Below are 26,688 nucleotides of genomic sequence, written 5' to 3'. Positions count from 1 at the left end.
GAGAATGTTCGTGGCTCCGGACCCGGGCCGTGCGAGGCTCAGGAACTCACTGCGCGCGGTCGTCGGCGTCGGGCTCGCCGTCACCGTGGCCGAACTGGCGGGGCTCTCCCTGACCGCCTCCATCACCGGCGGCCTCGCGGCCCTGCTGGCGCTCTTCACCGTCCTGGACGCCGACGTGCGCGCCCAGCGGATCACCACCGCCCTGCTGCCCGTGGCCGGCTTCCCCGTCCTCGCGCTGGCCACCACCCTGCACGGACTGCCGCAGGCCCGCGACGCGGCCTTCCTCGCCGTGGTCTTCGCCGGGGTGTACGCCCGCCGCTGGGGACCGCGCGGGCACGCCCTCGGCATCTTCGGCTTCATGATGTTCTTCGTCACCCAGTTCCTGCACGCCGTGCCCGCCCAGCTCCCCGAGCTGTTCGCCGCCGTCACGCTGGCACTGCTGTCGGCCGGGGCCGCGCGCTTCGTGCTGTGGCCCATCGAGCGCCGCACCCCGCCGGCCGCCGCCCCGCCCGGACTGCCCGGCGCCGGGCTCGCCCGGCCCACCACCCGGCAGGCCTTCCAGGCCACCGCCGCCTGCGGTTTCGCCCTCGCCATCGGGCAGGTGCTCTCCGAGGACCGCTGGTACTGGGCCGTCGGCACCGCCTGGTGGATCTTCGTCAACACCGCCTCGCGCGGGGAGACCCTGGTCCGCGGCTTCCGCCGGGTGCTGGGCACCGTCATCGGCATCGCGGCCGGGCTGCTGATCGCCGTACCGCTGCACGGCGCGCCCGTGCCCACCGCCGCCCTCGTCGCCGTCTGCGTCTTCGGCATCTTCTACACGGCCGCCCCCTCCTACTCCTGGATGATGTTCTTCGTCACCGTCATGGCGGGACTGCTCTACGGGCTCCTCGGCGTGCTCCACCCCGGTCTGCTGCTGCTGCGCTTCGAGGAGACGGCCGTCGGCGCGCTGGGCGCGGCCCTCGCCGTGGTCCTCGTCCTGCCCGTCACCACGCACGCCGCCAACGACGCCTGGATCCAGCGCGCGCTGCACTGCGTACGGGCCTCCACCGCGGCCTCCCTCGACCGGCTCGCCGGGCACCCGCACGCGGACCCCGCCCCGCACGCCGCCGAGCTGGAACTGCTGCTCGGCCGGGTGCGGATGGCGCTGGCCCCGCTCGTCCACCCGCTGAGCCCGTCGCGCGCCCGCAAGGCCCGGGCCCGCCAGGTGCTCGCCCTGCTCGACGACTGCGCCCGCGAGGTGCACGGGCTCGTGGTGGTCGCCGCCGACCCGCAGGCCTCCCACGACGCCCGGCTCGCCGCCGCCTGCTGGCGGGTCGAGGCGGCCGTCGAAGCGCTCACCGCCCCCCAGGGCGCCCCGGAGCCGAACGCCGCGCGGGCCCCGGCCCACCCGGCCGCCGCCGAACCGGCCCTGGCCCACCTGCACGGCCTGGAACAGGCCCTCACGGCCCTCGCCGCCCCCCTGCGCACCCACCCGCGCGCCCCGCTCGCCGCCGCGGCCTGACGCGGGCGCGAAGCGTAGGGCAGCCGCGCCCGGCCCGCAGGCCGATGCGAGAAGATCACTCGGAGGAGTGTTCACTCCTCCGAGTGGCCACGCCGCTGACCAGCGCCCTGTACAACGGGTCATCCCGCACGTGCACATGCATCCGGTGCGTACGGGGTGGATCCGGTCGGACGGGGGGCTTCGGGGCGCAATGGACATACTCCAGCAGCACGCCAGCACCGCTCAGGTGGGTGAGGAAGCCGAGGAGTTCATCCGGCTCTTCCACCGGGAGAACCCGGAAGCGGGCGATCCGCGGGCCCGGATCGCCGCCGTCCGCGCCGAGCTCGCCGAGACCGGCACCTACCGCCACACCCCGCAGGAGCTGGTCCACGGGGCCCGCGTCGCCTGGCGCAACAGCAACCGCTGCATAGGGCGCCTCTACTGGAACTCGCTGCGCGTGCGCGACCGGCGCATGCTGACCGAGGCCGAGGACATCGCGCGGGAGAGCTTCGAGCACCTGCGGGAGGCCACCAACGGCGGCCGGGTCCGCCCCACCATCACCGTCTTCGCCCCGGACGCCCCCGGCCGCCCCGGCCCGCTGATCTGGAACGAGCAGCTGGTGCGCTACGCCGGGTACGGCGACCACCACTCGATCACGGTGGGCGACGCCCGCAACGCCCCGCTCACCGAAGCGCTGCTGGGGCTCGGGTGGTCCGGCGGGCCGGGCACCCCCTTCGACCTCCTGCCGCTGGTGGTCCAGGGCGTCGACGACAAGCCCCGCTGGTTCGAGACCCCCGCCGACGCGGTGCTGGAGGTGCCCGTACGGCACCCGGACGCGCGGGACGACTGGAGCGACTGGGACCTGCGCTGGCACGCCGTGCCCGCCATCTCCAACATGTGCCTGGAGATCGGCGGCGTCCACTACCCGGCGGCCCCCTTCAACGGCTGGTACATGGGGACCGAGATAGGTGCCCGCAACCTCGCCGACACCGACCGCTACAACCTGCTGCCCGCCGTGGCCCGCCGCCTCGGCCTGGACACCTCCAGCGACCGTTCGCTGTGGAAGGACCGGGCGCTCGTCGAACTCAACCGGGCGGTGCTGCACTCCTTCGACGCCGCCGGGGTGACCATCGCCGACCACCACACCGAGTCCCGCCGGTTCCTCTCCCACCTGGAGCGCGAGGAGAGCAAGGGCCGCGCGGTGGGCGCGGACTGGTCCTGGATCGTCCCCCCGATGTCGGGATCGGCCACCCCGGTCTTCCACCGGACCTACGAGGACCGGCCGAGCGCGACCGCGTACGTCCACCACCCCGGGGCGCAGGAACGTGCCCGAGGGGAAGATTTGGTCTAGACCTTCTGTTACCGTCGGCTCCGTACGGATCCGGGACGGCGGAGAAGGGGCACCCGTGGGCGACGCGGACTGCAGGGACCAAGGCGGCGCGCACCGTGCCTACATCGGCTCGTTCACCTCGGGGGGCGGCCGCGGTGTCACCATCGCGGCCGTGGATCCGGCCACCGGGGAGCTGACCCCCCTCGCGGCCGACGCCTCCCTGCCCGACCCCTCCTACCTCGCGCTCGACCGGGCCGCCGGCGTGCTCTACGCCGTCAGCGAGACCGGCCCCGGTGCGGTGGGCGCCTTCCGCGTCGCCGCCGGGGGACTGGCCCCGCTCGGGGCGCCCGTGCCCGTCGGCGGCTCGGGCCCCACCCACCTCTGCCTGGCCGGGGGGCGGCTGGTCACCGCCAACTACACCTCCGGCAGCGTCAGCAGTCTGCCGATCGGCCCGGACGGCGCCCCGCACGGGCCGGCCGCCGTCCTCGCGCACCGCGGCGCCGGGCCCGACCCCGAACGCCAGGAGGCCCCGCACGCGCACCAGGTGCTGCCCGACCCCACCGGCCGGTGGGTGCTCGGCGTGGACCTGGGCTCGGACGCGGTACGGGTCTGCGCGCCCGACCCGGCCACCGGCGCACTCCGGGTGCACGCGGAAGTGCCCCTGCGGGCCGGGACCGGACCGCGTCACCTCGCCTTCCACCCGGCGGGCGGGGTGGTCTACGTACTGCACGAGCTGGAGCCGCAGCTGACCGTGTGCCGCTGGAACGCGGCGTCGGGGCACCTGGAACCGGTCCGAGAGGTTCCGGTCGCCCCGGCGGGCGCTCCGGGCGCCGTGCGGCCCTACCCCTCCGCGGTCGTGGCCTCGCCCGACGGGCGCTTCGTCTGGGCCGCCGTGCGCGGCACCGACACCCTGGTCACCTTCTCGCTGGCCGCGGGCCCGGAGGAGCCGCTGCTCACCGGCACGGTCGGCTGCGGCGGCGCGTGGCCGCGCGACCTCGCGGCCGATCCGGCCGGACGCCGCCTCTACGCGGCCAACGAACGCTCCGGCGACGTCACCTGGTTCGAGGTGGACGGGCGGACCGGCGAGCCGCGCCGGGCCGGGTCGGTCCCCGTACCGGCGGCCTCGTGCGTGGTCTTCGGCTGAGCGCGGTCGCGGACACGGCGAGGGCCCGCCTCCGGAATCCTTGACCGGAGCGGGCCCTCTTCGCGCGGTGACGGAGCTCAGTGGGCGGCGGCGCCCAGCGTGATCCCGAGGGCGGCGCTGTACTGGGCGACGGCCAGCTTGCCGAGCGCGGAGTAGGACCCCAGCACCTCGGCGGTGGCGCAGTCGGCCTCCTTGCAGGCGGTGTCCAGCAGGCCTTCGGCGGCCTCCGGGCCGATCAGGTAGGGCGCCAGCGCCAGCTGGGCGGAGCCCGAGCCGCGCAGCTCGGCGGCGACGGCGGCCACCGAGCCCTCCTGGTCCAGGGCGGCGGCCATCACGGGCACCGCGAGGCGGGCGGCCAGCAGCATGCCGGTGATCCCGGCCGCCTGGACGGCCTCCTCGCCGCCGGTGGTGGCGAGGATGATGCCGTCGGCGGCGGTGGCCACGGTGAACAGGCGGGCGCGGTCGGCGCGGGCCAGGCCGGCCTCGGAGAGCCGCACGTGCAGGCCCTCGGCGAGCAGCGGGTGCGGGCCGAGTACGTCGGCCAGCTCGGCGGCGGCGGAGGAGTCCATCAGCGCCTGGCGGACCCGGCGCAGCAGGCCCCCGTCGGGGCCGGCCAGCAGGGGCACGACCACGGCGTCCGGGCCGGTCGGCGCGGGCACCTCGTGACCGGCCGCGCGGGCGAACTCCGCGCGGGCGGTCCGCTCGGCGACGACGGAGTCGAGCACGCCGGAGAGCGAGCGGAACTCGGCCCCCTCGGCGTCGTCACCGTCGAGGTAGCCGATGCGGGCGTCCAGGCCGGGCAGCTCGGAGCGGCCGATGCTGATGATCTCTTCCGCGAGCCCCCGCGAGGCGGCCGAGGGGGCACCGGGCACGGCGAGCACCAGCGCGGGCGCGCCCTCGGGCGCCACCGCGGGCTCGGGCCGGCGGTGCCGTCCGGTCTGGCGGGGTCGCGGCATTCGTACGGGCAGGCCATTTGCGGGCCCAGTGGGGGAGCTCATGGCGCCGCATGCTACTGGCTTATCGGAACCTGGTGTTCGGGCAGGGCCTATTCGGGCGGCATCTGTCCGTATTTATCCATTGAATGTCGTAGTTCAAGGTCATATACCGTTCAACTGACGGTCGGGAGCCGCCAGTCGACGGGCTCTGCACCCTGGCGGACCAGCAGGTCGTTGGTCCGGCTGAACGGCCTGGACCCGAAGAAGCCGTTGGCGGCGGACATCGGGGAGGGGTGCACCGACTCCACGGCCGGGAGTTCGCCCAGCAGCGGCCGCAGGTTGCGCGCGTCGCGCCCCCACAGCACCGACACCAGCGGCTTGCCGCGCGCCGCCAGGGCCCGGATCGCCTGCTCGGTGACCGCCTCCCAGCCCTTGCCGCGGTGACCGCCGGTCTTGCGCGGGGCGGTGGTCAGCGAGCGGTTCAGCAGCAGCACGCCCTGCCGGGTCCAGGGGGTCAGGTCGCCGTTGACCGGGCGGCCGGTCCCGATGTCCGCGTGCATCTCGCGGAAGATGTTGTCCAGGCTCGGCGGCCACGGGTCCACCTCCGGCGCCACCGAGAAGGACAGGCCCATCGCGTGCCCCGGTGTGGGGTACGGGTCCTGCCCCACGATCAGTACCTTCACCTCGTCGAAGGGCTGCTGGAACGCGCGCAGGACGTTCGCCCCGGCGGGGACGTACGTCCTCCCGGCCGCGATCTCGGTGCGCAGGAAGTCGCCCATGGTGGCGATCTGCGCCGCCACCGGCTCCAGAGCCCGGGCCCAGCCCGGCTCGACGATCTCGTTCAACGGTCGTGCTGCCATGGGTGATCACTCTACTGGCCCACACCGACAGCCGGTCGCGGTCAGCGCAGTACGGCCGCGCGGACGCACAGGACGTCCGGCAGGTGGGCGGCCAGAGGTCGCCAGCTGTCCCCGTCGTCGTCGCTGGCGTACAACTCGCCGTTGCGGTTGCCGAAGTAGACGCCCGCCGGGTCCGCGTCGTCGGTGCACAGGGCGTCGCGCAGCACCGTGCCGTAGTGGTCCCCCGACGGCAGGCCCTTCGTGAGCGGCTCCCAGTGCGCCCCCGCGTCCCCGGTGCGGAAGACCCGGCACCGGTGCTCGGCCGGGACCCGGTCGGAGTCGGCGTTGAGTGGGAAGACGTAGGCGGTGTCCGGGCGGTGGGGGTGCGCGGCCACGGCGAAGCCGAAGTCGGAGGGCAGTGCGCCCCCGATGTCGCTCCAGGTGGCGCCCGCGTCGTCGCTGCGGTACACGCCCCAGTGGTTCTGGAGGTAGAGCCGGTCGCGGTTCCCGGCGTCCTGGGCGATCTTGTGGACGCACTGGCCGAACTCGGGGTGCGGATCGGGCAGGAAGGCCGCCTCGATGCCCCGGTTGGACGGGGTCCAGCCGGCCCCGCCGTCCCGGCTGCGGAACACCCCGGCGGTGGAGACGGCGACCGTCACCGCGGCCCGGTCGGCCGGATCGGTGATCACCGTGTGCAGGCCCTCGCCCCCACCGCCCGGCACCCATGCCGAGCGGGTCGGGTGCTCCCACAGCGGGCGGACGAGTTCGAAGGAGGTTCCCCGGTCGGTGGAGCGGAACAGGGCGGCCGGTTCCGTTCCGGCGTAGACCACGTCCGGGGCCTCGGGGCCCGCGGGGTGCAGCTGCCAGACCCGTTCCAGAGAGGCGCCGGTGTCCTGCGGGAACCTGATGGCGGGTGCGGCGGGTTCGGTCCAGGTGGCCCCGAGGTCGTCCGAGGAGAAGACGGACGGCCCCCAGTGCGCGCTGTCCCCGCCGGCCAGCAGCCGGGGAACCGGTCCCCGTCCGTCGATCGCGACGGCCGAGACGGCTTGCGCGTTGAAATGGGGTCCGCGGAGCTCCCAGGGGCCGGAGCCCCGGCGGCGGCCGACGAACAGTCCCTTGCGGGTTCCCGCGAGCAGCAGCACCTCGCTCATGGCCGGCACCTCCGGACGTCCTGTGCTCCACGACGGCTTCCGGCCAGTCTGCACCCGCCGGACACTTGTACGGTGACTCTCGTACTACGAAATATTTCGTAGTACGGTGTCTCTCGTACTTAGCGCCGACCCCCGGTGCGCGTCCGGTGAATCTGGAGAGCCCCATGAGTGCCGCAGCCCCCACCGCCCTGTCCGCCCTGTTCCAGCCGTACACGCTGCGGTCGGTGACCGTCCCGAACCGGGTGTGGATGGCGCCGATGTGCCAGTACAGCGCCGCGCCCGACGGTCCGGACGCCGGTGTGGCCACCGACTGGCACTTCACCCACTACGCGGCCCGCGCCACCGGCGGCACCGGCCTGATCATCCAGGAGGCCACTGCCGTCTCCCCGGACGGCCGGATCAGCCCCTACGACCTCGGCATCTGGAACGACACACAGGTCGGGGCGCTGCGCCGGATCACCGACTTCGTGAAGTCCCAGGGCGCCGTCCCCGGCATCCAGATCGCCCACGCAGGCCGCAAGGCTTCCACCGAGCGGCCCTGGAAGGGCGGCCGCCCCGTCGGGCCCGAGGCGCACGGCTGGACACCGCTCGCGCCGAGCGCCGTGCCGTTCGGGGAGGGCGACCCGGTCCCGCACGCCCTGACCGCCGAGGAGATCGGCGAGCTGCCCGCCCTGTTCGCGGCGGCCGCCACCCGCGCCCTGGCCGCAGGCTTCCAGGTCCTGGAGATCCACGGCGCCCACGGATACCTCATCGGCCAGTTCCTCTCCCCGCACAGCAACGCCCGCACCGACTCCCACGGCGGCTCGTTCGAGAACCGCACCCGCCTCGCCCTCGAAGTCGTCGACGCCGTACGGGCGGTGTGGCCCGAGGAACTCCCGCTGTTCTTCCGGATTTCGGCCACCGACTGGCTGGAGGAGCAGGGCTGGACCGCCGACGAGACGGTCCGGCTGGCCGGCCTGCTGGCGGACCACGGGGTCGACCTGCTCGACGTCTCCACGGGCGGTCTCGCCCCGCACGCGAAGATCCCCGTCGGCCCGGGCTACCAGGTGCCGTTCGCGGCCCGCGTCAAGGCCGAGACCACCCTCCCGGTGGCCGCCGTCGGCCTGATCACCGAGCCGGAACAGGCCGAGAAGATCCTGGCCAACGGCGAGGCGGACGCGGTCCTCCTCGGCCGGGAGCTGCTGCGCGACCCCTACTGGGCCCGCCGCGCCGCCGCCGGACTCGGCGCAGAGCTGCGCATGCCGGTCCAGTACCACCGCTCCTGGTGAACCGGTGCGGCGCGGGAGTTCCCCCCACCCGCGCCGCACCCCCACCGGTCCTACGACGGTTCTCGTACGATGGGGGTCCGCCGCCCGGCGGGCGCAGCCGATCCGACGAGTGGAGCCGGACATGACGGAACGCGACACGGCCCGCGCCCTCGCCCATCCCGAGCCCGGGGAGATCCGCCTCGAAGCGGTGCTGCACGCGCTCTCCGACCCGGTCCGGCTGTCCATCGTGCGCGACCTCGCCGCCACGGAAGCCGAGCTGGCCTGCTCGTACTTCGACCTGCCGGTCACCAAGTCCACCACCACGCACCACTTCCGCGTCCTGCGTGAGAGCGGTGTCGTGCGCCAGACCTACCGCGGCACCACCAAACTGAACGGCCTGCGCCGGGCCGAGCTCCAGACCCTCTTCCCCGGACTCCTGGACACCGTCCTGACGGCCGCCGCGGCCGAAACCGCCCGCCTCGCGGCGCCCGCCGCGCCCGTGGCGTAGGCCGTCCCCGGGGGTCGCGCGGGCGGGACGGCTCAGGACAGGCCGGCCGCCGCCCGCAGGCCCGGCCAGTCGGGGATCTTCACCGAGCGGCGGCCGAGCGAACGGCCCAGTTCCGCCTCGGCCGCCTCGATCGCCAGCCAGCCCGGCCACCGGACGGGGCGCAGCCCGGCCGCGCACAGCGCCTCCAGCGGATCGCCCGGACGTTCGCGGCGGGCCAGTGCTCCGGCGTCCTGGAGCAGCGAGGACACCGTCTCCTTGGCGCACGGCCGGTTGGTGCCGATCACTCCGGTCGGCCCGCGCTTGATCCACCCCGCCACGTACTCTCCGACCGAGGCCCGGCCCGCGCGCACCACCCGGCCCGCCGCGTGCGGCACCGTCCCGGTGTCGGCGTCGAAGGGCAGCCCGGCCAGCGGCACCCCCCGGTAGCCGACCGAGCGCAGCACCAGTTCGGCGTCGAGGTCCTCGTACGTGCCCGTGCCGCGCACTCCGCCGAGGCCGTCCGGGGCGGTCCGCTCGCAGCGCACCGCGCGCACCCGCCCCCGCGGCCCGCCGAGCAGTTCGACGGGACGCAGGTAGAAGCGCAGGGAGATGCTCCGGCGCGCTCCGGCGGCCGGTGCGGCCGCCGCCCAGCCGCGCAGCACCTCCAGGTTGCGCCGGGCCGCGGCGGGCAGCGCCGCCGCCGCGGCCGGGTCGGCCCAGGCGGGGTCGAGGGCCAGCTCGGCGGCGTCGGCCCGGGCGTCCACGTCCGCCAGGGTGCCCAGTTCGCGGAGCTCCTTGGTGGTGAACCTGGCCTGCGACGGGCCGCGCCGGGCCACCATCGCCACCGTCCGCAGCCCGCTCCCGGCGAGGACCCCGAGCGCGGGCTGGGGCATGTCCGTCGGCTCCAGTTCGGGCCCGCCCCGGGCCAGGATCCGGGCCACGTCCACGGCGACGTTCCCGGCCCCGACCACCACCGCCGAGCGCACCCCGGCGAGGTCGAAGGCGGCCGCGTCGGGGTGACCGCTGTACCAGGACACGAAGGCCGTCGCGGAGTGCACCCCGGCGAGGTCCTCGCCGGGGATGCCCAGCGTCCGGTCGCGCGCCGCGCCCACGCAGTAGACCACCGCGTGGTAGAGCTCCGACAGCCGTGCGGTGGGCAGGAGTTCGCCGCCCACCTCCACGTTGCCGAGGAAGCGGATCCGCTCGTCCTCCAGCACCGACCGCAGGCTTCCGGTCAGCGATTTGATCTTCTCGTGGTCGGGGGCCACCCCGTACCGCACGAGCCCGTACGGGGCCGGCAGCCGGTCCAGTACGTCGACCCGTACGCCCGGCACCTCACGCTGCTGGACCAGTGCCTGAGCGGCGTAGACCCCGCTGGGGCCCGAACCGACGACGGCGACACGAAGCACGGCGGAGCTCCTCCCGCAGGTGCTCCCAGCATGACACCGGCTCCCGGGGCAGTCAGCCCATCGCGCGCATCCGGTGGATCTCGGCCGTCTGGGTCGCCACGACCTCGGTGGCCAGCTCTTCGACGGCGACGTTGTTGCCCCCGGCCAGCGCCTCGGCGGCCATCTTCACGGCGCCCTCGTGGTGGGCGGTCATCAGCCTCAGGAAGAGCCGGTCGAAGTCGGCCCCCCGGGCCGCGGTCAGCTCCGTGAGCTGCTGCTCCGTCGCCATGCCGGGCATCGCCGCGTGGTCGTGGCCCGTCGCGGCGGGATCGGGGGAGGGGTGGAGGGCGACCCACTTGTCCATGGCCGCGATCTCGGGCCCCTGCGCGGCCGCGATGCGTTCGGCGAGGCGCCGGACCGCCTCCGACGAGGCCCGGCCGGGGGCGAGGGCGCTCAGGGCGAGGGCCTGGCGGTGGTGCTCGGTCATGCGCCGCACGTAGGCGTGGTCGGCGGCGTTGGGGGTGTCGTCGGGACGTTCCTTCGCGGCCTGTCCGGGGGAGAGGGTGCGGGCCTTCTCGCCCGGTTTGCCGGGGGCCACCACCACCGCGCCGTCCCCGGCGGCCGGGGCGGCGGAGCCACCGCCGCCGTCCTGGCAGCCCGTGAGCGCGAGGAGGAGGCCGGCGGCCAGCGCCGCCCCCAGGAATCGGCCGAGTAACGCGTTTGCCATGTCCATGGAAAGGAAGATACTGCCGGGGTCCAGGTTCCGTTCCCCGGTGGAACGGAACGCGCGGGCCCCCACGGGAGGCACAGTGACCACGTTGCACACCACCAGAGTGCGCCGCCGGAGCCTGGGGGCGGCCCTGGCCGCTGCCGGGCTCCTCACTACGCTCCTGGCCGCCGCCGGACCGGCGGCCGCCACCCCCGACCCCGGCGACCTGTCGCCCGGCGCCGGTTCCCGGCAGAGCGCGGGCCTCGCCCCGGACCGTGAACTCGCCCCCGGCGAGATACCCGGCCAGGACGAGATCGTGCACAGCCGCAACATCAAGCCCCTGGCCAACGTCCCCAGCGCCGACCCCGCCGCCATCAACTCGGACCTGGCGTTCCAGGGGAACTTCGCCTACGCGGGCAATTACGACGGCTTCACGATCTACGACATCGCCGACCCCAGGTCGCCCAAGGTGGTCACCCGGGTGCTCTGCCCCGGCGGCCAGAACGACATCTCGGTCTCCGGCGACCTGCTCTTCCTGTCCACCGACTCCTCGCGCAGCGACGACTCCTGCAACAGCGTCTCGCAGCCCGCCACGGAGAAGTCCTCGTGGGAGGGCATCAAGATCTTCGACATCAAGGACAAGAAGAACCCCAAGTACATCAAATCCGTCGAGACCGCCTGCGGTTCCCACACCCACACCCTGGTGCCCGGCGCCCGCGACATCTACCTCTACGTCGCCTCCTACTCGCCCAGCGAGGCCTTCCCGGACTGCCGGCCGCCGCACGACGGGATCTCGGTCGTCAAGGTGCCCAAGAAGGCCCCGACCCGGGCCGCCGTCGTCGCCTTCCCGGTGCTCTTCCCGGACGGCGGCAACCCGGGCGCGCCCGCCAACCCCGGGGTCTCCAAGACCACCGGCTGCCACGACATCACCGTGCTGCCGTCCGAGGACCTGGCCGCCGGCGCCTGCATGGGCGACGGCATCCTCTTCGACATCAGCGACCCCGAACGGCCCCGGGTCATCGACCGCGTGCAGGACAACGTGAACTTCGCCTTCTGGCACTCGGCGACCTTCAACGAGCGTGCGGACAAAGTGGTGTTCACCGACGAGCTGGGCGGCGGCGGCAGCGCCACCTGCAACGAGGCCACCGGCCCGGACCGGGGCGCCGACGGGATCTACGACATCACCGGCCGCGGCGACCAGCGCAAGCTGGTCTTCAAGGGCTACTTCAAGATCCCCCGCCACCAGGCCGACACCGAGAACTGCGTGGCCCACAACGGCTCGCTGATCCCGGTCGGCGGCGGCCGCGACATCATGGTCCAGGCCTGGTACCAGGGCGGGGTGTCCGTATGGGACTTCACCGACTCCACCCGCCCCAAGGAGATCGGCTACTTCGAGCGCGGCCCGCTGACCACCGACCGGCTCGGTCTCGGCGGCTCCTGGTCGGCGTACTACTACAACGGCCACATCTACTCGAACGACATCGCCAAGGGCCTCGACGTCCTGAGGCTCGACGACCGGCGCACCGAGGCGGCCAAGTGGGTCCGCATGGACCGGCTCAACGTGCAGAGCCAGCCCGAGTACCACTGAGCCGCGCCGCTCCCTAGCGGGAGGACGTTCCGCCGGGCGGTCCGCCGTCCGGCGGGACCCCCAGCTCCCACTCCAGCCCGTACCGCTGGAAGAGCTCCGCCCGCAGCCGGGACGCGGGCATCGGGGCCCCCGGCAGCAGCACCGCCACCACCGCCCCCATCAGCAGCGCCCGCAGCAGCGGATAGTCCCGGTCCACGTCCGGCGAGCCGTACCGCGCCACGGTGTCCCGCAGCAGCGCGGCGAGCCGCTGCTGCTCCGGGCACTGGATGAACCCCTCCGCCTGGAGGATCCCCGCCATGTGCGTCCGCATCAGCCGCGGGTGGTCGCGGGCCAGCCCCAGGACCGCGTCGATCGCCCGGGCGAGCCGCTCGCGTCCGTCGTCGCTGCGCGGCTCCCGCTCCAGTCCGGCCTCCAGCGCCAGGTGCATCAGCCGGTGCACGGCCGACTGCAACAGCTGGCGCTTGCCGGGGAAGTAGTACGAGACCAGTCCGCGGGCCGCGCCCGCCCGGTCGGCGATGTCCCCGAGCTTCGTCGCCTCGTAGCCGCGCTCGGCGACCAGCTCGACCGTCGCCTGGAGCAGCCGCTCCCGGGAACGTCTGCGCAATTCTTCATTGACCGATGCGCTGCGCGGGGACATGCTTACTCCTGCGTTGACTGGCTTCGAGCCAATATACTCAGCGCACGGGACCGTCTGCTCGGGGTGACGCGGGGGATCACCCCGAGCAGGCACCCCCTCCGGCCGCACGCCGCATCCGGCGGTGCGGGCCCGAGACCAGCCCCCCGGTGACTACGCCAGCGCGCTCAGGCCCGGTACGAACGCCACCACCAGCGGCACCGCCGGCACCAGGGTGGCCAGCGCCGTCAGCCGAAGCCGTCGCCCCGCCGACAGCCGGGGCGCGGGCGACAGCAGCCGCCGCACCCGTTGGGGCACGTGCGCCCGCGTCGGGCAGGGGCCGAAGACGCCCCGGTCCTCGTTCAGCCCGACCAGGGCCAGCGCGATCGTGAGACGGCCGTAGCGCCGCGACGCCACGTCATCGGCGGCCAGCTCCACCAGCCGGTGCATCTCCGCCTCGAACGCCGCGAAGACCGGCACCTGCGGGAACCCCTGCGCGAGCGCCCGCGAGCAGTGCAGCAGCCAGTCGTGCCGGGCCGCCACGTGCCCCTGCTCGTGCGCCAGCACCGCGTCCAGCTGGCTGCCCTTGAGCCGGCCCAGCGCCGCCGTGGTCACCACCAGCCGCGGCGCCGACCCCGGCTGCCACCAGGCTTCCGGGCGGGGTCCCTCCAGCACCACCAGCCGTGCCGCCGCCGGGTCCTCGCCGGGCAACAGCGGCGCGCGGCGCAGCAGTTCGGCCCCGCTCGTACGCCGCCGGGCCCGCGCCCCCAGCACCTCCCGGGTCAGCATCGCGCCGGTCCACAGGCCTCCGCAGGCCAGGGCCAGGGCGGTGCCGGCGGCCCAGGGCCCGCCCGCCGCACCCAGCGCGTACGCGTCCGCCACCCCGTGCGGGGCCCCCGCGAACAGCCCGCCGCGCACCGCCTGCCAGGCGGCGGCCGCGCTCAGCAGCATCGACAGTGCCAGGCACAGCAGGGTCGCACCCACCACGCACTGCCACGCCCACAGCGCGACGACGGGTTCACGGTCGGGCCACTGGGCCCGGGCCAGCAGACGGGGCGCGAGGACCGCGGTCAGCGCGCCGAGCATCAGGAGGGCGGCGGGGACCATCATGGACGCCAGCCTATGAGCGCCGGTCCGCCCACGGGTACGGTCCCGCGACATTGGTGACGCAGGACACGTCCGCCCCCCTCCGGGCGCTGCCTCACATGATCAGCAGCATCGCCAACATCCCCGTCGCCATGGCGAGTCGGCAGGCCCGCGTCAGCTCACCGCCCGGCCCCGCGCCCGCACCCGGCCCCCGTACGGACGCCGCGCCCGGCATGGGGGCGCCCCCCGCCGTCACCAGCCGGGCCCCGCCCAGCAGCACGTATCCGGCGTAGTAGACGAGCAGCGCCCCCGTCACCAGGGGCAGCCCCGGCCCGTCGTGCCCGTGGCCGTGCCCCGCCCCGGCGGTCAGCTCCAGCGCCATGTAGGCCATCGCCAGCGACCCGACCAGGTGGTGCGCGTGGTGCGCCCCGCCGCGCAGCAGCCACACCGCGTGCAGCGCGGCCCCGCAGAAGAGCGCCAGCAGGATCTGCGGACCCCAGGCACCGGTCCCGGACGGCACGGCCATGGCCGCCATCCCCAGGCCCATCACCGCTTCGCCCGCGGCCGCGCCGCGGGCGCGGCGGTCCGCTCTGCGCGCCCGCAGCAGACAGTACGTACCGCTCGCGGCACAGAGCAGGACCAGCAGCCAGGCGCTCACGGCGGCGGCGGAGAAGGGGGAGAGGGACATCGCGGGTCCGTGCACGGCGGAACCTCCCGGTTCGTCGGCGTCAGGGAAGGAATGCCCGCCCGGCGGCCCTCTCACGCCGCCCGCACCGCGCCCTCGCACCGCACCGGGTTAGGCTCTCCTCGCCGCACCCGGCACGCCCCGTGCCGCCGCACCGAACGGAGCTCCACCGATGCCGACCGCCCACTCCGCCGCCCTGAGCTACCGCAGCGCCGTGGAGGCCGACGTTCCGGAACTGGTGGCCCTGGTCGAGTCCGCCTACCGCGGCGACGCCAGCCGCTCCGGCTGGACCACCGAGGCGGACTTCCTCGACGGGCAGCGCACCGACCCCGACGGCGTCCGCGAGGTCATCGCCAACCCGGACGGGACCCTCCTCGTCGTCGAGCGGTCCGGCGAGCTGATCGCCTGCTGCCAGCTCGAACACCGCGGTGACCACGTCTACTTCGGCATGTTCGCGGTCCGCCCCGGGCTCCAGGGCGGCGGCCTCGGCAAGGAGATCATGGCCGAGGCCGAGCGCCGCGCCCGCGAGACCTGGGGCGCCAAGCAGATGCGGATGACGGTGGTCAACGTACGGGAGGAGCTCATCGCCTACTACGTGCGCCGCGGCTACGAGCGCACCGGCGAGCTGAGCCCCTTCCCCTACGGCGACGCGCGCTTCGGCGTGCCGCTCCGCGACGACCTGGCCTTCGAGCTGCTCGTCAAGGCCCTCTGAACCGTCTCGACCCTCCGGAGCCGCCGGCGGCTCACGCCGTGAAGCGGCCCGTGCTGCGGATCTCCGGGAAGTCCGTGGCCGCGCCGTCCAGCTGGAGGGCCCGCGCGAGGCGCAGCTGATCCAGCGTGTTGACCGTCCAGCCCGTCACCCGCAGCCCGGCCGCGTGCGCCGCCTCCACCGTCTCCAGGGAGATCCGGCGGATGTCGAGCGCCAGGGTCCGCGCGCCGGCGGCCAGGGCCTGCTCCACGACGCCCTCCCGGTGTCCGGGCACCCGCAGGACCGTCCGGACGCCCGGCGCCCGCCCCGCGACCGAGGCGATCAGAGTGCCGTCGGCCGAGGACACCTCCATCCGCGAGGTGAGGTCGAGGCGCACGACCAGGTCCGCGAGGGCCCCGGCGGCGCCCCGGTCGTGGACCGCCACCTGGAGCGGGGCCCGGACGGCGTCCAGCACTTCTTCCAGGACCGGTACGCGTTCGCCCGCGCCCGCGTCCAGCCCGCGCAGCTCGGCCAGGGTCAGGTCGGCGACGGCACCCGCGCCGTCGGTGGTGCGGTCCACCTCGGCGTCGTGCAGGACGACGAGGGCGCCGTCCTTGCTGAGGCGGACGTCCAGTGCGAGGGAGTCCATCCCGGAGCGTTCCGCCCGGACGAACGACCGCAGGGTGTTCTCCGGTTCGACGCCCATGACTCCGCGGTGACCGATGGTGAGGAAAGTCAAGGTTCTCTCGCTTCCGTCGACGGCGGCTCGGCGCGCGGTCGCGGTGTCCCGACCGGCCGCGCGCGGTGAGGTCGCATGCTAGTGCGCCCCGCCCGCGGGGGGACCGGTCGTGCGACGGCTCGCGGAAGCTCTCCGGCCGCTTCCCGCCAGGGCCGTGCGCGCCGTGCGGCGCCGCGGCCGCCGTGCCGCGTCACCCGGGCGTGGGCGCGTCCCCATCGGCTTGACGGCCGGTCCCGGCGGGGGCCCCGGGCCCGTCACCGGCGGCGGGGGCGCGCACCTCGGCGAGGTCCGCCAGCAGGGCGTCGGCCAGCTCCAGCTCCGCCAGGTGCTGGCGCTCGCTCCAGCGCAGGGCGAGGACGGGGAAGGCCCACTCGGGTACCTCCGCCGCGTGCGCCATGGCCTCGCGCACGGAGGCCAGTTCGGCCAGGGTCCGCTCCCGGTGGTCCTCCACCATCGCGCAGAGCCGCTCCGGCTCCGACAGGTGTCCCAGCCAGATCCGCAGCAGCAGCCCGTGCTTGAGCACCGGGGGCCCGGCCTCGGCGGTGTCGCGGGCCCAGCCGGCGAGGGCCGTGCGCCCCGCGTCGGTGATCGCGTACCGGCGCTTGGCGCGGGCCTCCTCGGGCCCCGAGCGCGCGGAGGCCGCGTAACCGAGGTCCTCCAGCCGGCGCAGTTCCGCGTAGATCTGGCTGATCGCCGGTGACCAGTAGAAGAAGCGCAGGGAGGAGTCCGCCCACTTCTTCAGCTCGTACCCGGTGCGTTCGCCGGGGAACGAGAGCAGGCCGAGGACCGCCCACGCGGTCGGCGGAAGCTCTTGCTTGTTCGCCGTCTGACTACTAGTCATATTCCGAATAGAAGTGAGACCGGGCAGTGGACGCAACCCTGGAGGCATCGTGAAGTTCTCCGTCATCTTCGAAGCTCAGCTCGCCGACCCGACCGTCGAGCGGGAGCACCAGGTGATCCGCGACTGCGTCGAGCAGGCGGTGCTCGCCGAACGCATGGGATTCGACCGGATCTGGGCCGTCGAGCACCACTCCCTGAAGTGGTACGCCCACATGTCAGCTCCGGAAATCTTCCTGACCTGGGTCGCGGCCCGGACGAACACCATACGCATCGGTCACGGCGTCGTGTGCATGCCCTTCAACTTCAACCATCCGGTGCGGGTCGCCGAGCGGGCCGCCATGCTCGACCTGCTCTCCGGCGGGCGCCTGGACCTGGGGGCCGGGCGCGGGGGCACGGAACAGGAGACCTCGCTGTGCGGCGTGGACCGGGAGCGCACCACCGCCGAGGTGGAGGAGGCGCTGCGGATCATCGGGAAGGCCTGGCGGGAGGAGGAGCTGGAGCACCACGGACCGCTGCTGGACATCGCCCCGCACCCGATCCTGCCGCGCCCGGCGCAGACCCCGCACCCGCCGCTCTTCCTCGCGTGCAGCCGGACCGAGACCCTGGTGCGGGCCGCCGAGCTGGGTGTCGGCGCGCTGGTGATGGGCTTCGCCGGGCCGGAGTCGATCGCCGCGATGCGCTCCGCGTACGACGCCGCGCGCGCGGCCCGGGACGGGAGCGCCTTCGTCTCCACGGTGGTCAACGACCACTTCTCGGTGCTCTGCCCCACGATCGTGCTCGACGATCCCGAGGAGGCCCGCCGGATCGGGGTGCGGGGGCAGCGGTTCTTCGCGCAGTCCATCGGCCACTGGTACGGGGGCGCCGGCGTCCCCGACGAAGCGGTGGTCGCGGGCGCCGACGAGGGCGCGCAGATGCGCCGGGCCGCCGAGCAGGTCGTCGCCCGGCTGCACGAGCTGGACATCCCCGTCCGGCCGAACGCGACCGCCACCTTCAACGCGGACCACGCCTACGGGAGCGCGGACGAGGCCATCGCGTACGTGGAGCGGCTGCGGGAGGCGGGCGCGGACGAGGTGATGTGCCTGGTCCAGATGGGCACGGTGCCGCAGGAGGCCTGCCTGGAGACGCTGCGCCAGTGGGGGGAGAAGGTGATCCCGCACTTCTCGGGGATCCCTCGCGTCAGGTAGGCGGAGTGGTGGCTTCCACCCGTGACGACGGGAAGACTTTCGGTGGAGCAGGGGGTGGAGCAGGATATTTTCCCGCGTTAACTCTTGAGGTCGAGACCCTTACATGCATACGCTGTCTTGACGTGAGGTTCTCCCGTGGAGGAAGTGACATGACGGAAACTCTTGTGCCGGGTGCCGGCGGTGCCGTGATAACCGCTGGGGCGCGGGTGGTCGACCACCCCGCGTGGCCCGAGCTCAAGGCCGCCGTGGAGGAGATCCGCCCCTGGCAGGCCAAGGACGGCTCGATCGACTTCGAAGCCGAGGGCGCGCCCGCGCCGGGCGCCGTCGAGTCCGCCGTGCAGCGCGTGGCCGCGGCGGTCGAGGTGCTGTCCCCGCTGCTGCCGCACGCCCGGGCCTACCACCACGCGCTCGTCGCCGACCTGCGCAAGTGGGTGGCCGGCGGCTTCGGCGTGCCGGACTTCCTCGACTCCCTGCTGGCCTTCCACCCGGCCGGCGGCCGCGAGGACGGGCTCCAGCACCTGGTCGTCTTCCCCATGTACACCCAGAACGGCAACCCGGACCGCAACTTCGAGGCCGTCGTGCTCAAGATGGTGTGGCCCGAGTGGCTCTCCGAGCTGGAGCGCACCCGGTACGACAACCCGCTGTTCCTCGGCATCACCTTCGAGGACTTCACCCCGGGCTACGACACCCACTCCGCCGTGCTCTTCCCGGAGACCATCGCCGTGCGCGAGGCCCCCGAGCGCTTCACCTGGGGCGGGATCTTCTGCGACCGCGAGGCCGCCCGCTACCGCAAGGTGACCGAGGCCGCCGTCGACATCCTCGGCATCGAGCTGCCCGAGGACATCGCCCGCATGGTCGAGGACCAGGAGCGCTGCGAGAAGGCCTTCGTCCTGTGGGACATGGTCCACGACCGCACCCACAGCCACGGCGACCTGCCGTTCGACCCCTTCATGATCAAGCAGCGCCAGCCGTTCTGGATGTACGGCCTGGAGGAGCTGCGCTGCGACCTCACCGCCTTCAAGGAGGCCGTGAAGCTGGAGTCCGAGGGCAACGAGCACGGCCGTGACGTCCAGTACGCCGTCCTCTTCGACCGGATGTTCCGCTTCCCCGTCTCCGGCGACCGCAACCGCAACTACGACGGCCTCGGCGGCCAGCTGCTCTTCGCGTACCTCCACAAGCACGACGTCGTGCGCTGGACGGACAACAAGCTGAAGATCGACTGGATGCGCGCCCCGCAGGTCACCAACCAGCTGTGCGCCGACATCGAAGACCTCTACCGGGCGGGCATCGACCGCCCGAAGCTGGTCCACTGGTTCAAGGCCTACGAACTGGTCTCGACCTACCTCGCCCCGCACCCGGGGTCCAAGTGGGCCAAGGGTCCCGACGCCCTCGACCTGACGCAGCCGCCCCGCAAGCTCGTCGACGACGTGCTCGCGGACGAGTTTCCGCTCAGCATGTTCTACGAGGCCCTCGCCAAGAAGCTCAAGGGCGTGATCGCCTCGACCAGGGGCATCACCGCCCTGAACGCCGAAGCGGCCGAGCGGGCCGCCGCGTGAGCACTCGCCCTCAGGAGGCTGCACGGATGAACGGCTCCGGGAACGGCAACGGCAGGCTCCACGGAGCGGTGGTCGCGGTGGCCGGGGCGGGCGGCCCCGCGGGGCGCGCGGCCCTGCTCCGCCTCGCCGAGGCGGGAGCCGTGGTCGTCGCCTCCGACGCCGATCCGGCCCGGCTCGCCGAAGCCGTCGACGCGGCCCGCTACGCCCACGGCGGCGCCACCGTCACCGGTGACACCGTCGACCTGCTCGACCTGGCGGCCACCAAGGCCTGGGCCGAGCGCACCGAGAAGGAGTTCGGCCGGATCGACGGCGTCGTCCACCTGGTCGGCGGCTGGCGCGGCAGCAAGACCTTCACCGACGTCGACCTCGCGGACTGGGACTTCCTGGAGAAGCTCCTGATCCGCACCGTCCAGCACACCTCGCTCGCCTTCCACGACGGCCTGCTGCGCAGCGACCGCGGTCGCTTCGTGCTGGTCAGCCAGTCCGGCGCGCACAAGCCGGTCGCCAACAACGCCGCCTACAACGCGGGCAAGGCGGCCGCGGAGGCCTGGACCCTCGCCATGGCGGACTCCTTCCGCAAGGCGGGGGGCGAGGACGGCCCCGGCGCGGCGGCTGCGATCCTGGTCATCAAGGCACTGGTGCACGACGCGATGCGCGCCGAGCGTCCCAGTGCGAAGTTCGCGGGCTTCACCGACGTCAAGGAGCTGGCCGAGGCCATCGCCGGCGTGTGGGAGCGGCCCGCCTCCGATGTGAACGGACAGCGTCTGTGGCTCACCCCGCAACCGTGAGGACCGGCACCGGCAAGACCGACGCCCGGCGCCACCACGACCCGGCCGTGCGCGGATTCGCCAGCGACAACTACGCCGGCGTGCACCCCGAGGTGCTCGCCGCCGTGGCGCTCGCCAACGGCGGCCACCAGGTCTCGTACGGCGAGGACGAGTACACCGAGCACCTGCAGAAGATCTTCCGCAGCCACTTCGGTCCGTACGCGCAGGCGTTCCCGGTCTTCAACGGCACCGGCGCGAACGTCACCGCCCTCCAGGCGATGACCGACCGCTGGGGAGCGGTGATCTGCGCCAAGAGCGCGCACATCAACGTGGACGAGGGGGGCGCGCCCGAGCGCATGGCGGGCCTCAAGCTGCTCGCCGTGCCCACGCCGGACGGCAAGCTCACCCCCGAGCTGATCGACCAGGAGGCCTGGGGCTTCGACGACGAGCACCGGGCCATGCCGCAGGTCGTCTCGATCACGCAGAACACCGAGCTCGGCACGGTCTACACCCCGGACGAGATCAGGGCCATCTGCGAGCACGCCCACGGCCTCGGCATGAAGGTGCACCTCGACGGCGCCCGGATAGCCAACGCCGCCGCCTCGCTGGACGTGCCGATGCGCACCTTCACCAACGCGGTCGGGGTCGACGTGCTCTCGTACGGCGGCACGAAGAACGGCATGATGTTCGGCGAGGCCGTGGTGGTGCTCAACCCGGACGCGGTCCGGCAGATGAACCACATCCGCAAGATGTCGATGCAGCTCGCCTCGAAGATGCGGTTCGTGTCCGTCCAGCTCGAAGCGCTGCTCGCGAAGGACCTGTGGCTGCGCAACGCCGGCCACGCCAACGCGATGGCCCAGCGGCTCGCGGCCGGCGTGCGCGAGACGGACGGGGTGGAGATCCTCTACCCGGTGCAGGCGAACGCCGTCTTCGCGCGGCTGCCGCACGAGGTCACGCGCAGGCTCCAGCAGCGCTACCGCTTCTACTTCTGGGACGAGGCGGCCGGTGACGTCCGCTGGATGTGCGGCTTCGACACCCAGGAGGAAGACGTGGACGGCTTCCTCCAGGCGCTGAAGGAAGAGCTGGCCCGGTAAATTCGATAGTCATGCTGATTTCCGCATAGGTATGCTCCTGGATCATGGAAATGATCCAGGAGCATTCCGACGTGTCCGCCTACCTCGCGGCGGACGAAGCGGTCGACCACGACCACCCCTACGTCCGCGAAACGGCCGACGCCCTCTGGACGGCCACCGGCGACGCCCTCACCTATGCCGCGGCCGCCTTCGAGTTCGTCCGCGACGCCGTCGCGCACTCCGGCGACGCGCAGGACGACCGGGTCACCTGGCGCGCCTCCGACGTCCTGCGCACGCGCACCGGCATCTGCTACGCCAAGTCCCACGCGCTGGCCGCGCTGCTGCGTGCCCGCGGCATCCCGGCCGCCCTCTGCTACCAGCGCCTCACCGAGGACGACGGCTCCGGCCCGGTCGTCCACGGCCTCGTCGCCCTCAGGCCGCCCGGCGCCGACCGCTGGTCCCGTGTCGACCCGCGCGGCAACAAGCCCGGCGTCGACGCCCGGTTCAGCCTCGACCGCGAACGCCTCGCCTTCCCCGTCCGCCCGGAACTCGGCGAGTACGACTACCCGGCACTGCACGCCGCCCCGCACCCCGTCGCGCTCAGGGCGCTCCAGGAGTCCGCGGACCGGCGGGAGCTGTGGCGGAACCTGCCGACCGCCCTGTAGACGGCGGCGCCGACTGCGCCCCCGGTACCCGGACGAGCGCGTGCAGCGCCGCGGCCGCCAGCTGCAGTCCGGCGATCGCGAGCAGCAGCGAACGCGGCGGCGCGGCGGCCGCCAGACCCACCAGGGCGGCGCCCGCCGAAGCCGCCGTCAGCTTCAGCCCCGCCCCCAGGGTGAACACCTGGGCCCGTACCCCGTCCGGGGCGTGCGCCGAGCGGATCCGCAGCGTCGCCGTCAGGAGCGGCCCGTCGCACACCCCGGCCGCCGCGAACGCCGCCGCAGTCCAGCCGACGCCGGGCGCGAAGGCCGCCGCCGCGAGCGCGAGCCCGGTGCCGGCCATCGCCCGCCGGGCCAGCCGGGCGGGCGCGACGGACGTCATCCGGCCCAGCGTCAGAGAGCCCGCCAGCGCGCCCACCGCGAAGGCCGTCATCAGCACCCCGCCCGCGCCCGGACTGCCGAGACCGGCGGCCAGCAGCACCGAGGTGGTGGTCAGCGACCCGATGCCGACGAAGGCCAGGGTCGTCGCAGAGGTGATCGCCCGCAGCTCCCGCACCCGCCACAGGGCGGCCAGCCCGGCCCCCGGCCCGGCGCGCGGGGCCGCGGGGGGCGCGTCCGGATCGCGCGGGTCCGCGTACGGGGTCTTGTACGGCAGGGAGGCGGCCAGCGCCGCCGAGAGGGCCGCGGAGGCCGCCAGCACGGCCATCGCGTACGCGGCCGAGACGGGCACCGCCACCAGGCCGACGGCAGCCGGGGCGGTCACCGCCGCCGCGTTGTAGGTGGAGGCGTCCCAGGCGTACGCCTTGTCCCGCTGCGGGCCCGCGGGCACCAGGGAGGCGACCAGGCTGGAGAGCCCGCCCGTCACGGTCGGCCCGCAGCCGCCGCCGAGCACCGCCACCGCGAGCACCGCCGGCGTCGGCGCCCGGCCCAGCAGGACCGCCAGCGCCGCCACCGCCGTCGTGAAACCGGCCAGCGAGCCCGCGTAGAACAGCCGGGGCCGGCGCACCCGGGAGGCCAGGGTGCCCGCCAGCGGCGCGGCCAGCACGTGCGGCGCGAGCCAGGCGGTCAGGACGAACGCCCCGTGCGCGGCGCTCCCCGTCCGTTCCAGGGCGAGCAGCACCACCGCCAGGCCCATGCCCTCGGAGGCGAAGCGCGCGGCCAGGGCCGCCGCCAGGTACCGCCCGAACCCGCCCACCGGCCCACCCCCTCCACGCCGTGCGGCCCGATGGCCGCGCACGACGCTACGCCGGACGGCTGCGGGGCGGAAGGAGCGCGATCGGCGCGGGGCTCAGCCCGCTTCCTTGACCTGCGCGGCGGTGGGGGCGCTGCCGCCCAGGTGGGCCGGCAGCCACCAGGAGTCCTCGGGGCCCTTGGGCCGGGCCGGGTAGGCGGCCTGGGCCGCGTCCAGCAGCTCCTGGACGCGCTCGCGCAGGCGGCGGGTGATGGCCCCCGCGAACTGGTCGGCGGGGGCGTCCATGGGCTCGCCGATCCGCATCGTCACCGGGATGTGGCTGCGCTTGAGGTCCTTGGGCCGGCCCTTGGTCCACAGCCGCTGGGTGCCCCACAGCGCCACCGGGATCAGCGGGACCCCGGCCTCCTGCGCCATGCGCGCGGCACCCGACTTGAAGCTCTTGAGCGTGAACGACTGGGAGATCGTCGCCTCCGGGAACACGCCGATGATCTCGCCGGAGCGCAGCGAGTCCAGCGCGTGCTGGTACGCCGCCTCACCCTGCTTGCGGTCCACCGGGATGTGCTTCATCGCCCGCATCAGCGGTCCGGAGACCTTGTGGCGGAACACCGACTCCTTGGCCATGAAGCGCACCAGGCGCTTCTGCGGCCGCGCGGTCAGGCCCGCGAAGATGAAGTCGAGGTAGCCGATGTGGTTCGACACCAGGACCGCCCCGCCCTTGCGCGGGATGTTCTCGGTGCCCTTCATGTCGATCCGGATGTCCAGCGCGCGGAACAGGGTGTGCGCGGCGCCGATCACTGGGGGGTAGACGAGCTCAGCCATGGTGGGGAGACCCCGCTTTCTGCCTGGGGAGGTGCTCCCGGCCGGAAGTTACGGCAGCGTAGGTACGCGACCATGGGGATCGTGCCCCAAACGCGGCCCGCTGACCAGTTCAGAGGGGCGCGCCCGGGGAGATTCTCGTCACGCGGGGAATGCGCGACACCGGGCGGGTGCTGCGAACAGGGTACGTACAGGCGGACGGAGCAGAGGAGAGCGGGCGTGCCGGGAGGCGAACGGGGTGGTCGGGCGGCGGGCGGGCACCGGCCGCTGGGTGCGGCGGAGCTGGGCGGCGAACCGGGGGAGCGGGCCAGCCTGGTCCAGTTCTCCAGTGCGTTCTGCCAGCCCTGCCGGGCCACCCGCCGGATCCTCGCCGAGGTCGCCGCCATGGTGGAAGGGGTGGCCCACATCGAGATCGACGCCGAGCGCAACCTCGGGCTCGTGCGCGCCCTCGGCGTGGAGAAGACCCCGACCGTGCTCGTCCTGGACGCCGCCGGACGCATCGTGCGGCGCGCGGAGGGCATGCCCCGCAAGGCGGACGTGATCGCCGCCCTGGGGGCGACGGTGTGACGGACGCGCCGGTGCGCGCGCCCGCACGCAGCGTGACGCGCCTGACATCTGACCGCCTTGGCTTGACTGTGTACACGGGAGATCGCCAGGCTGGCGGCATGCGGTACGAACTCCTGCTTTACGGGCGGGTCCACGTGGACCTCGTCCGACACGCGAGCGCGCGCTGTCGGGATCACTGAACGCCTCCGAGCACCGATCCCCGATCCCGACCGCGCCCGCGACCTCCGCGGCAGAAGGAAGCCTTCCCATGACGGCCCCCACGCTCCCGACGGCCCCGTTCACCCATTCCTCCGGCGACGGTGCGGCCCTCCAGGCCCACCAGGCCCATCCGGGCCACCCGGCCCGCCCGGCCGCGCCGGCCCGCCCGGCGACGCAGGCCGACCCCGCCCGCCCGGCGGGCCCCGCCGGCGCCGCGGACCCCGCGGGCGCCCTGCCCGGCTCGCCCGATCTGCTCCGCTCCGTCTTCCGCCGGCACGCCGCCGGGGTCGCCGTGATCACCGCGGAGCAGGGCGGCCGCCCCGTCGGCTTCACCGCGACCTCGCTCAACTCCGTCTCCGCGGAACCGCCGCTGCTCTCCTTCACCATCGGCACGGGTGCCTCCAGCTGGCCCGCCGTACGGGACTCGGAGCACCTCGGCGTGCACATACTCGGCGAGCACCAACGGGAGCTGGCCGGGCTCTTCGCGCGCAGCGGGGCCGACCGCTTCGGCTCCGGTACCGGGTGGACGGCGGGGCCGCACGGCGTGCCGCTGCTCGACGGGGTGCTGGCGTGGCTGGTGTGCCGGGTGGTGGCCAGGGTGCCCGCCGGGGCGCACCGTGTGATCATCGCGGAGGCGGTGGCGGGGGATCCGGCCGGTGAGGGCCGGCCCCTGCTCTACCACCAGGGTCGCTTCAACGCGTTGCGGGACTGAATCGTCCCTGCTGGGGCGGGTTCGGACGGCGTTGGCCAGATCACAGTTCGACGGCCTTGCAACCTGCGGGGACCCGTTGTGTACTGACGAGTAACATTCTGGTCGGAGCGCGGGCCGCCCCGACCGGGATCCGCCCCAGAAGGCGCCTATGCTGCCTGCACAAGGCGGTATCAGTAAAAGACGATGCGGTAGGAGAGCCGGCGTGAGCCTGAGGATCGTTGTCTGTGTGAAGTACGTGCCCGACGCCACCGGTGACCGGCACTTCGCCGATGACCTGACCGTGGACCGCGACGACGTCGACGGCCTGCTGTCGGAGCTCGACGAGTACGCCGTCGAGCAGGCGCTGCAGATCGCCGACGAGGCGGACGACGCCGAGATCACCGTCCTGACGGTGGGCCCCGAGGACGCCAAGGACGCGCTGCGCAAGGCGCTGTCGATGGGCGCGGACAAGGCCGTCCACGTCGAGGACGACGACCTGCACGGCAGCGACGTCATGGGCACCTCGCTGGTGCTCGCCAAGGCCATCGAGAAGGCCGGTTACGACCTGGTCATCACCGGCATGGCCTCGACGGACGGCACCATGGGCGTCCTCCCGGCGATCCTGGCCGAGCGCCTGGGCGTCCCGCAGGTCACCCTGCTGTCCGAGGTCAAGGTCGAGGACGGCACCGTGACGGGCCGCCGCGACGGCGACTCCGCCAGCGAGCAGCTCCAGGCCTCCCTCCCCGCGGTCGTCTCCGTGACCGACCAGTCGGGCGAGGCCCGCTACCCCTCCTTCAAGGGCATCATGGCCGCCAAGAAGAAGCCGGTGGAGTCCTGGGACCTGGAGGAGCTGGAGATCGAGTCCGACGAGGTCGGCCTCGAAGGCTCCTGGACCGCGGTCGACTCCGCGGCGCAGCGTCCGGCCCGCACCGCCGGCACCGTGGTCAAGGACGAGGGCGAGGGCGGCAAGCAGCTGGCCGAGTTCCTGGTCGGCCAGAAGTTCATCTGAGAACTTCAGCCCTCCCTCCATACGCCC

The 26,688-nt window shown here is 73.9% G+C and carries 27 protein-coding genes; 15 read left to right on the top strand and 12 right to left on the bottom strand.

The features are described 5' to 3' along the window. Positions 1-4: 4 nt before the first annotated feature. The 3 genes from ACGFXC_RS08580 to ACGFXC_RS08570 all read left to right on the top strand — a co-directional run bounded on the left by ACGFXC_RS08580 (position 5) and on the right by ACGFXC_RS08570 (position 3,954). Positions 5-1,501, top strand: a complete 1,497-nt coding sequence (locus ACGFXC_RS08580) for an FUSC family protein (RefSeq protein WP_393710948.1) — start codon at positions 5-7, stop codon at positions 1,499-1,501. Positions 1,502-1,691: 190 nt separating this feature from the next. Continuing rightward, positions 1,692-2,831 (top strand): nitric oxide synthase oxygenase, encoded by a 1,140-nt coding sequence (locus ACGFXC_RS08575; protein WP_393710799.1) that lies wholly within the window; start codon positions 1,692-1,694, stop codon positions 2,829-2,831. Between the two features lie 55 nt (positions 2,832-2,886). Next, entirely contained in the window at positions 2,887-3,954 is a 1,068-nt protein-coding gene (locus tag ACGFXC_RS08570) for a lactonase family protein (protein ID WP_393710797.1), read from the top strand. A gap of 77 nt (positions 3,955-4,031) precedes the next feature. Here ACGFXC_RS08570 and ACGFXC_RS08565 read toward each other — a convergent pair whose 3' ends face one another. The 3 genes from ACGFXC_RS08565 to ACGFXC_RS08555 form a co-directional block, all read right to left on the bottom strand. After that, positions 4,032-4,952 (bottom strand): hypothetical protein, encoded by a 921-nt coding sequence (locus tag ACGFXC_RS08565; protein WP_393710796.1) that lies wholly within the window; start codon positions 4,950-4,952, stop codon positions 4,032-4,034. Between the two features lie 110 nt (positions 4,953-5,062). Continuing rightward, a complete protein-coding gene (locus ACGFXC_RS08560; protein WP_393710794.1) occupies positions 5,063-5,749 on the bottom strand; it encodes a uracil-DNA glycosylase in 687 nt (228 codons plus the stop codon). A 41-nt stretch (positions 5,750-5,790) separates the two neighbouring features. Continuing rightward, positions 5,791-6,879: a WD40/YVTN/BNR-like repeat-containing protein gene (locus ACGFXC_RS08555; RefSeq protein WP_393710793.1), complete on the bottom strand. Its 1,089-nt coding sequence runs from the start codon at positions 6,877-6,879 to the stop codon at positions 5,791-5,793. Positions 6,880-7,067: 188 nt separating this feature from the next. Between ACGFXC_RS08555 and ACGFXC_RS08550 the strand changes: the two genes are divergently transcribed. Continuing rightward, on the top strand, positions 7,068-8,147 hold the full coding sequence (locus ACGFXC_RS08550; RefSeq protein ID WP_393710947.1) for an NADH:flavin oxidoreductase/NADH oxidase: 1,080 nt from the start codon (positions 7,068-7,070) through the stop codon (positions 8,145-8,147). Between the two features lie 121 nt (positions 8,148-8,268). Next, on the top strand, positions 8,269-8,634 hold the full coding sequence (locus tag ACGFXC_RS08545) for an ArsR/SmtB family transcription factor (protein WP_393710791.1): 366 nt from the start codon (positions 8,269-8,271) through the stop codon (positions 8,632-8,634). A 32-nt stretch (positions 8,635-8,666) separates the two neighbouring features. On the opposite strand, the gene ACGFXC_RS08540 is transcribed toward ACGFXC_RS08545, so the two are convergent. After that, positions 8,667-10,022: an FAD-dependent oxidoreductase gene (locus ACGFXC_RS08540; protein WP_393710789.1), complete on the bottom strand. Its 1,356-nt coding sequence runs from the start codon at positions 10,020-10,022 to the stop codon at positions 8,667-8,669. A 52-nt stretch (positions 10,023-10,074) separates the two neighbouring features. Further along, the gene (locus ACGFXC_RS08535) at positions 10,075-10,734 is read right to left on the bottom strand and encodes a DUF305 domain-containing protein (RefSeq protein ID WP_393710788.1); all 660 of its coding nucleotides are present in this window, start codon (positions 10,732-10,734) and stop codon (positions 10,075-10,077) included. A gap of 76 nt (positions 10,735-10,810) precedes the next feature. Between ACGFXC_RS08535 and ACGFXC_RS08530 the strand changes: the two genes are divergently transcribed. Further along, positions 10,811-12,298, top strand: coding sequence for an LVIVD repeat-containing protein (locus ACGFXC_RS08530; protein ID WP_393710786.1), 1,488 nt, complete (start codon positions 10,811-10,813; stop codon positions 12,296-12,298). Between the two features lie 13 nt (positions 12,299-12,311). Here ACGFXC_RS08530 and ACGFXC_RS08525 read toward each other — a convergent pair whose 3' ends face one another. The 3 genes from ACGFXC_RS08525 to ACGFXC_RS08515 form a co-directional block, all read right to left on the bottom strand. Beyond that, entirely contained in the window at positions 12,312-12,935 is a 624-nt protein-coding gene (locus ACGFXC_RS08525) for a TetR/AcrR family transcriptional regulator (RefSeq protein WP_393710784.1), read from the bottom strand. A 150-nt stretch (positions 12,936-13,085) separates the two neighbouring features. Next, positions 13,086-14,021: a M56 family metallopeptidase gene (locus ACGFXC_RS08520; protein WP_393710783.1), complete on the bottom strand. Its 936-nt coding sequence runs from the start codon at positions 14,019-14,021 to the stop codon at positions 13,086-13,088. A 91-nt stretch (positions 14,022-14,112) separates the two neighbouring features. Beyond that, a complete protein-coding gene (locus tag ACGFXC_RS08515) occupies positions 14,113-14,700 on the bottom strand; it encodes a DUF5134 domain-containing protein (protein ID WP_393710782.1) in 588 nt (195 codons plus the stop codon). A 154-nt stretch (positions 14,701-14,854) separates the two neighbouring features. Between ACGFXC_RS08515 and ACGFXC_RS08510 the strand changes: the two genes are divergently transcribed. Continuing rightward, positions 14,855-15,394 (top strand): GNAT family N-acetyltransferase, encoded by a 540-nt coding sequence (locus ACGFXC_RS08510; protein ID WP_393710781.1) that lies wholly within the window; start codon positions 14,855-14,857, stop codon positions 15,392-15,394. Positions 15,395-15,425: 31 nt separating this feature from the next. Here ACGFXC_RS08510 and ACGFXC_RS08505 read toward each other — a convergent pair whose 3' ends face one another. Then, positions 15,426-16,109 (bottom strand): glycerophosphodiester phosphodiesterase, encoded by a 684-nt coding sequence (locus ACGFXC_RS08505; protein WP_393710780.1) that lies wholly within the window; start codon positions 16,107-16,109, stop codon positions 15,426-15,428. A gap of 190 nt (positions 16,110-16,299) precedes the next feature. Continuing rightward, complete coding sequence (locus ACGFXC_RS08500) at positions 16,300-16,950, bottom strand: PadR family transcriptional regulator (RefSeq protein WP_393710778.1); 651 nt, start codon at positions 16,948-16,950, stop codon at positions 16,300-16,302. 49 nt (positions 16,951-16,999) lie between these two features. On the opposite strand from ACGFXC_RS08500, the gene ACGFXC_RS08495 reads away from it, so the two are divergent. From ACGFXC_RS08495 to ACGFXC_RS08475, 5 genes are all read left to right on the top strand, one after another. Next, complete coding sequence (locus ACGFXC_RS08495; protein WP_393710777.1) at positions 17,000-18,133, top strand: LLM class flavin-dependent oxidoreductase; 1,134 nt, start codon at positions 17,000-17,002, stop codon at positions 18,131-18,133. Positions 18,134-18,282: 149 nt separating this feature from the next. Next, positions 18,283-19,689 (top strand): DUF6421 family protein, encoded by a 1,407-nt coding sequence (locus ACGFXC_RS08490; protein ID WP_393710775.1) that lies wholly within the window; start codon positions 18,283-18,285, stop codon positions 19,687-19,689. A gap of 26 nt (positions 19,690-19,715) precedes the next feature. Further along, positions 19,716-20,477 (top strand): SDR family NAD(P)-dependent oxidoreductase, encoded by a 762-nt coding sequence (locus tag ACGFXC_RS08485; RefSeq protein ID WP_393710773.1) that lies wholly within the window; start codon positions 19,716-19,718, stop codon positions 20,475-20,477. Then, positions 20,456-21,550 carry a threonine aldolase family protein gene (locus ACGFXC_RS08480; RefSeq protein ID WP_393710771.1) on the top strand — a complete coding sequence of 365 codons (1,095 nt, stop codon included), beginning with the start codon at positions 20,456-20,458 and terminating at the stop codon, positions 21,548-21,550. Before ACGFXC_RS08485 ends, ACGFXC_RS08480 begins: the two co-directional genes overlap by 22 nt. Before the next feature lie 44 nt (positions 21,551-21,594). Next, entirely contained in the window at positions 21,595-22,194 is a 600-nt protein-coding gene (locus ACGFXC_RS08475) for a transglutaminase family protein (protein WP_393710770.1), read from the top strand. Here ACGFXC_RS08475 and ACGFXC_RS08470 read toward each other — a convergent pair. Both ACGFXC_RS08470 and ACGFXC_RS08465 read right to left on the bottom strand, forming a co-directional pair. Beyond that, a complete protein-coding gene (locus ACGFXC_RS08470; protein ID WP_393710768.1) occupies positions 22,130-23,383 on the bottom strand; it encodes an MFS transporter in 1,254 nt (417 codons plus the stop codon). The genes ACGFXC_RS08475 and ACGFXC_RS08470 overlap by 65 nt on opposite strands. 93 nt (positions 23,384-23,476) lie before the next feature. Beyond that, entirely contained in the window at positions 23,477-24,199 is a 723-nt protein-coding gene (locus ACGFXC_RS08465) for a lysophospholipid acyltransferase family protein (RefSeq protein ID WP_393710766.1), read from the bottom strand. A gap of 216 nt (positions 24,200-24,415) precedes the next feature. Between ACGFXC_RS08465 and ACGFXC_RS08460 the strand changes: the two genes are divergently transcribed. From ACGFXC_RS08460 to ACGFXC_RS08450, 3 genes are all read left to right on the top strand, one after another. After that, on the top strand, positions 24,416-24,763 hold the full coding sequence (locus tag ACGFXC_RS08460) for a TlpA family protein disulfide reductase (RefSeq protein ID WP_393710764.1): 348 nt from the start codon (positions 24,416-24,418) through the stop codon (positions 24,761-24,763). 430 nt (positions 24,764-25,193) lie between these two features. Then, positions 25,194-25,673: a flavin reductase family protein gene (locus tag ACGFXC_RS08455; protein WP_393710946.1), complete on the top strand. Its 480-nt coding sequence runs from the start codon at positions 25,194-25,196 to the stop codon at positions 25,671-25,673. Positions 25,674-25,875: 202 nt separating this feature from the next. After that, positions 25,876-26,661 carry an electron transfer flavoprotein subunit beta/FixA family protein gene (locus tag ACGFXC_RS08450; RefSeq protein ID WP_393710762.1) on the top strand — a complete coding sequence of 262 codons (786 nt, stop codon included), beginning with the start codon at positions 25,876-25,878 and terminating at the stop codon, positions 26,659-26,661. Positions 26,662-26,688: the final 27 nt, after the last annotated feature.

Origin of the sequence: Streptomyces sp. NPDC048507, from assembly GCF_043199995.1 — a bacterium.
In the GTDB taxonomy this organism is placed as follows: Bacteria; Actinomycetota; Actinomycetes; order Streptomycetales; family Streptomycetaceae; genus Streptomyces.
This window is presented reverse-complemented; position numbering and strand designations above follow the sequence as displayed.

Coding starts and splice junctions, on each gene's coding strand:
- ACGFXC_RS08510 (WP_393710781.1), top strand. CDS start 14,855: ATGCCGACCGCCCACTCCGCCGCCCTGAGCTACCGCAGCGCCGTGGAG.
- ACGFXC_RS08560 (WP_393710794.1), bottom strand. CDS start 5,749: ATGGCAGCACGACCGTTGAACGAGATCGTCGAGCCGGGCTGGGCCCGG.
- ACGFXC_RS08575 (WP_393710799.1), top strand. CDS start 1,692: ATGGACATACTCCAGCAGCACGCCAGCACCGCTCAGGTGGGTGAGGAA.
- ACGFXC_RS08475 (WP_393710770.1), top strand. CDS start 21,595: ATGGAAATGATCCAGGAGCATTCCGACGTGTCCGCCTACCTCGCGGCG.
- ACGFXC_RS08520 (WP_393710783.1), bottom strand. CDS start 14,021: ATGATGGTCCCCGCCGCCCTCCTGATGCTCGGCGCGCTGACCGCGGTC.
- ACGFXC_RS08565 (WP_393710796.1), bottom strand. CDS start 4,952: ATGAGCTCCCCCACTGGGCCCGCAAATGGCCTGCCCGTACGAATGCCG.
- ACGFXC_RS08525 (WP_393710784.1), bottom strand. CDS start 12,935: ATGTCCCCGCGCAGCGCATCGGTCAATGAAGAATTGCGCAGACGTTCC.
- ACGFXC_RS08490 (WP_393710775.1), top strand. CDS start 18,283: ATGACGGAAACTCTTGTGCCGGGTGCCGGCGGTGCCGTGATAACCGCT.
- ACGFXC_RS08535 (WP_393710788.1), bottom strand. CDS start 10,734: ATGGACATGGCAAACGCGTTACTCGGCCGATTCCTGGGGGCGGCGCTG.
- ACGFXC_RS08500 (WP_393710778.1), bottom strand. CDS start 16,950: ATGACTAGTAGTCAGACGGCGAACAAGCAAGAGCTTCCGCCGACCGCG.
- ACGFXC_RS08555 (WP_393710793.1), bottom strand. CDS start 6,879: ATGAGCGAGGTGCTGCTGCTCGCGGGAACCCGCAAGGGACTGTTCGTC.
- ACGFXC_RS08485 (WP_393710773.1), top strand. CDS start 19,716: ATGAACGGCTCCGGGAACGGCAACGGCAGGCTCCACGGAGCGGTGGTC.
- ACGFXC_RS08465 (WP_393710766.1), bottom strand. CDS start 24,199: ATGGCTGAGCTCGTCTACCCCCCAGTGATCGGCGCCGCGCACACCCTG.
- ACGFXC_RS08580 (WP_393710948.1), top strand. CDS start 5: ATGTTCGTGGCTCCGGACCCGGGCCGTGCGAGGCTCAGGAACTCACTG.
- ACGFXC_RS08545 (WP_393710791.1), top strand. CDS start 8,269: ATGACGGAACGCGACACGGCCCGCGCCCTCGCCCATCCCGAGCCCGGG.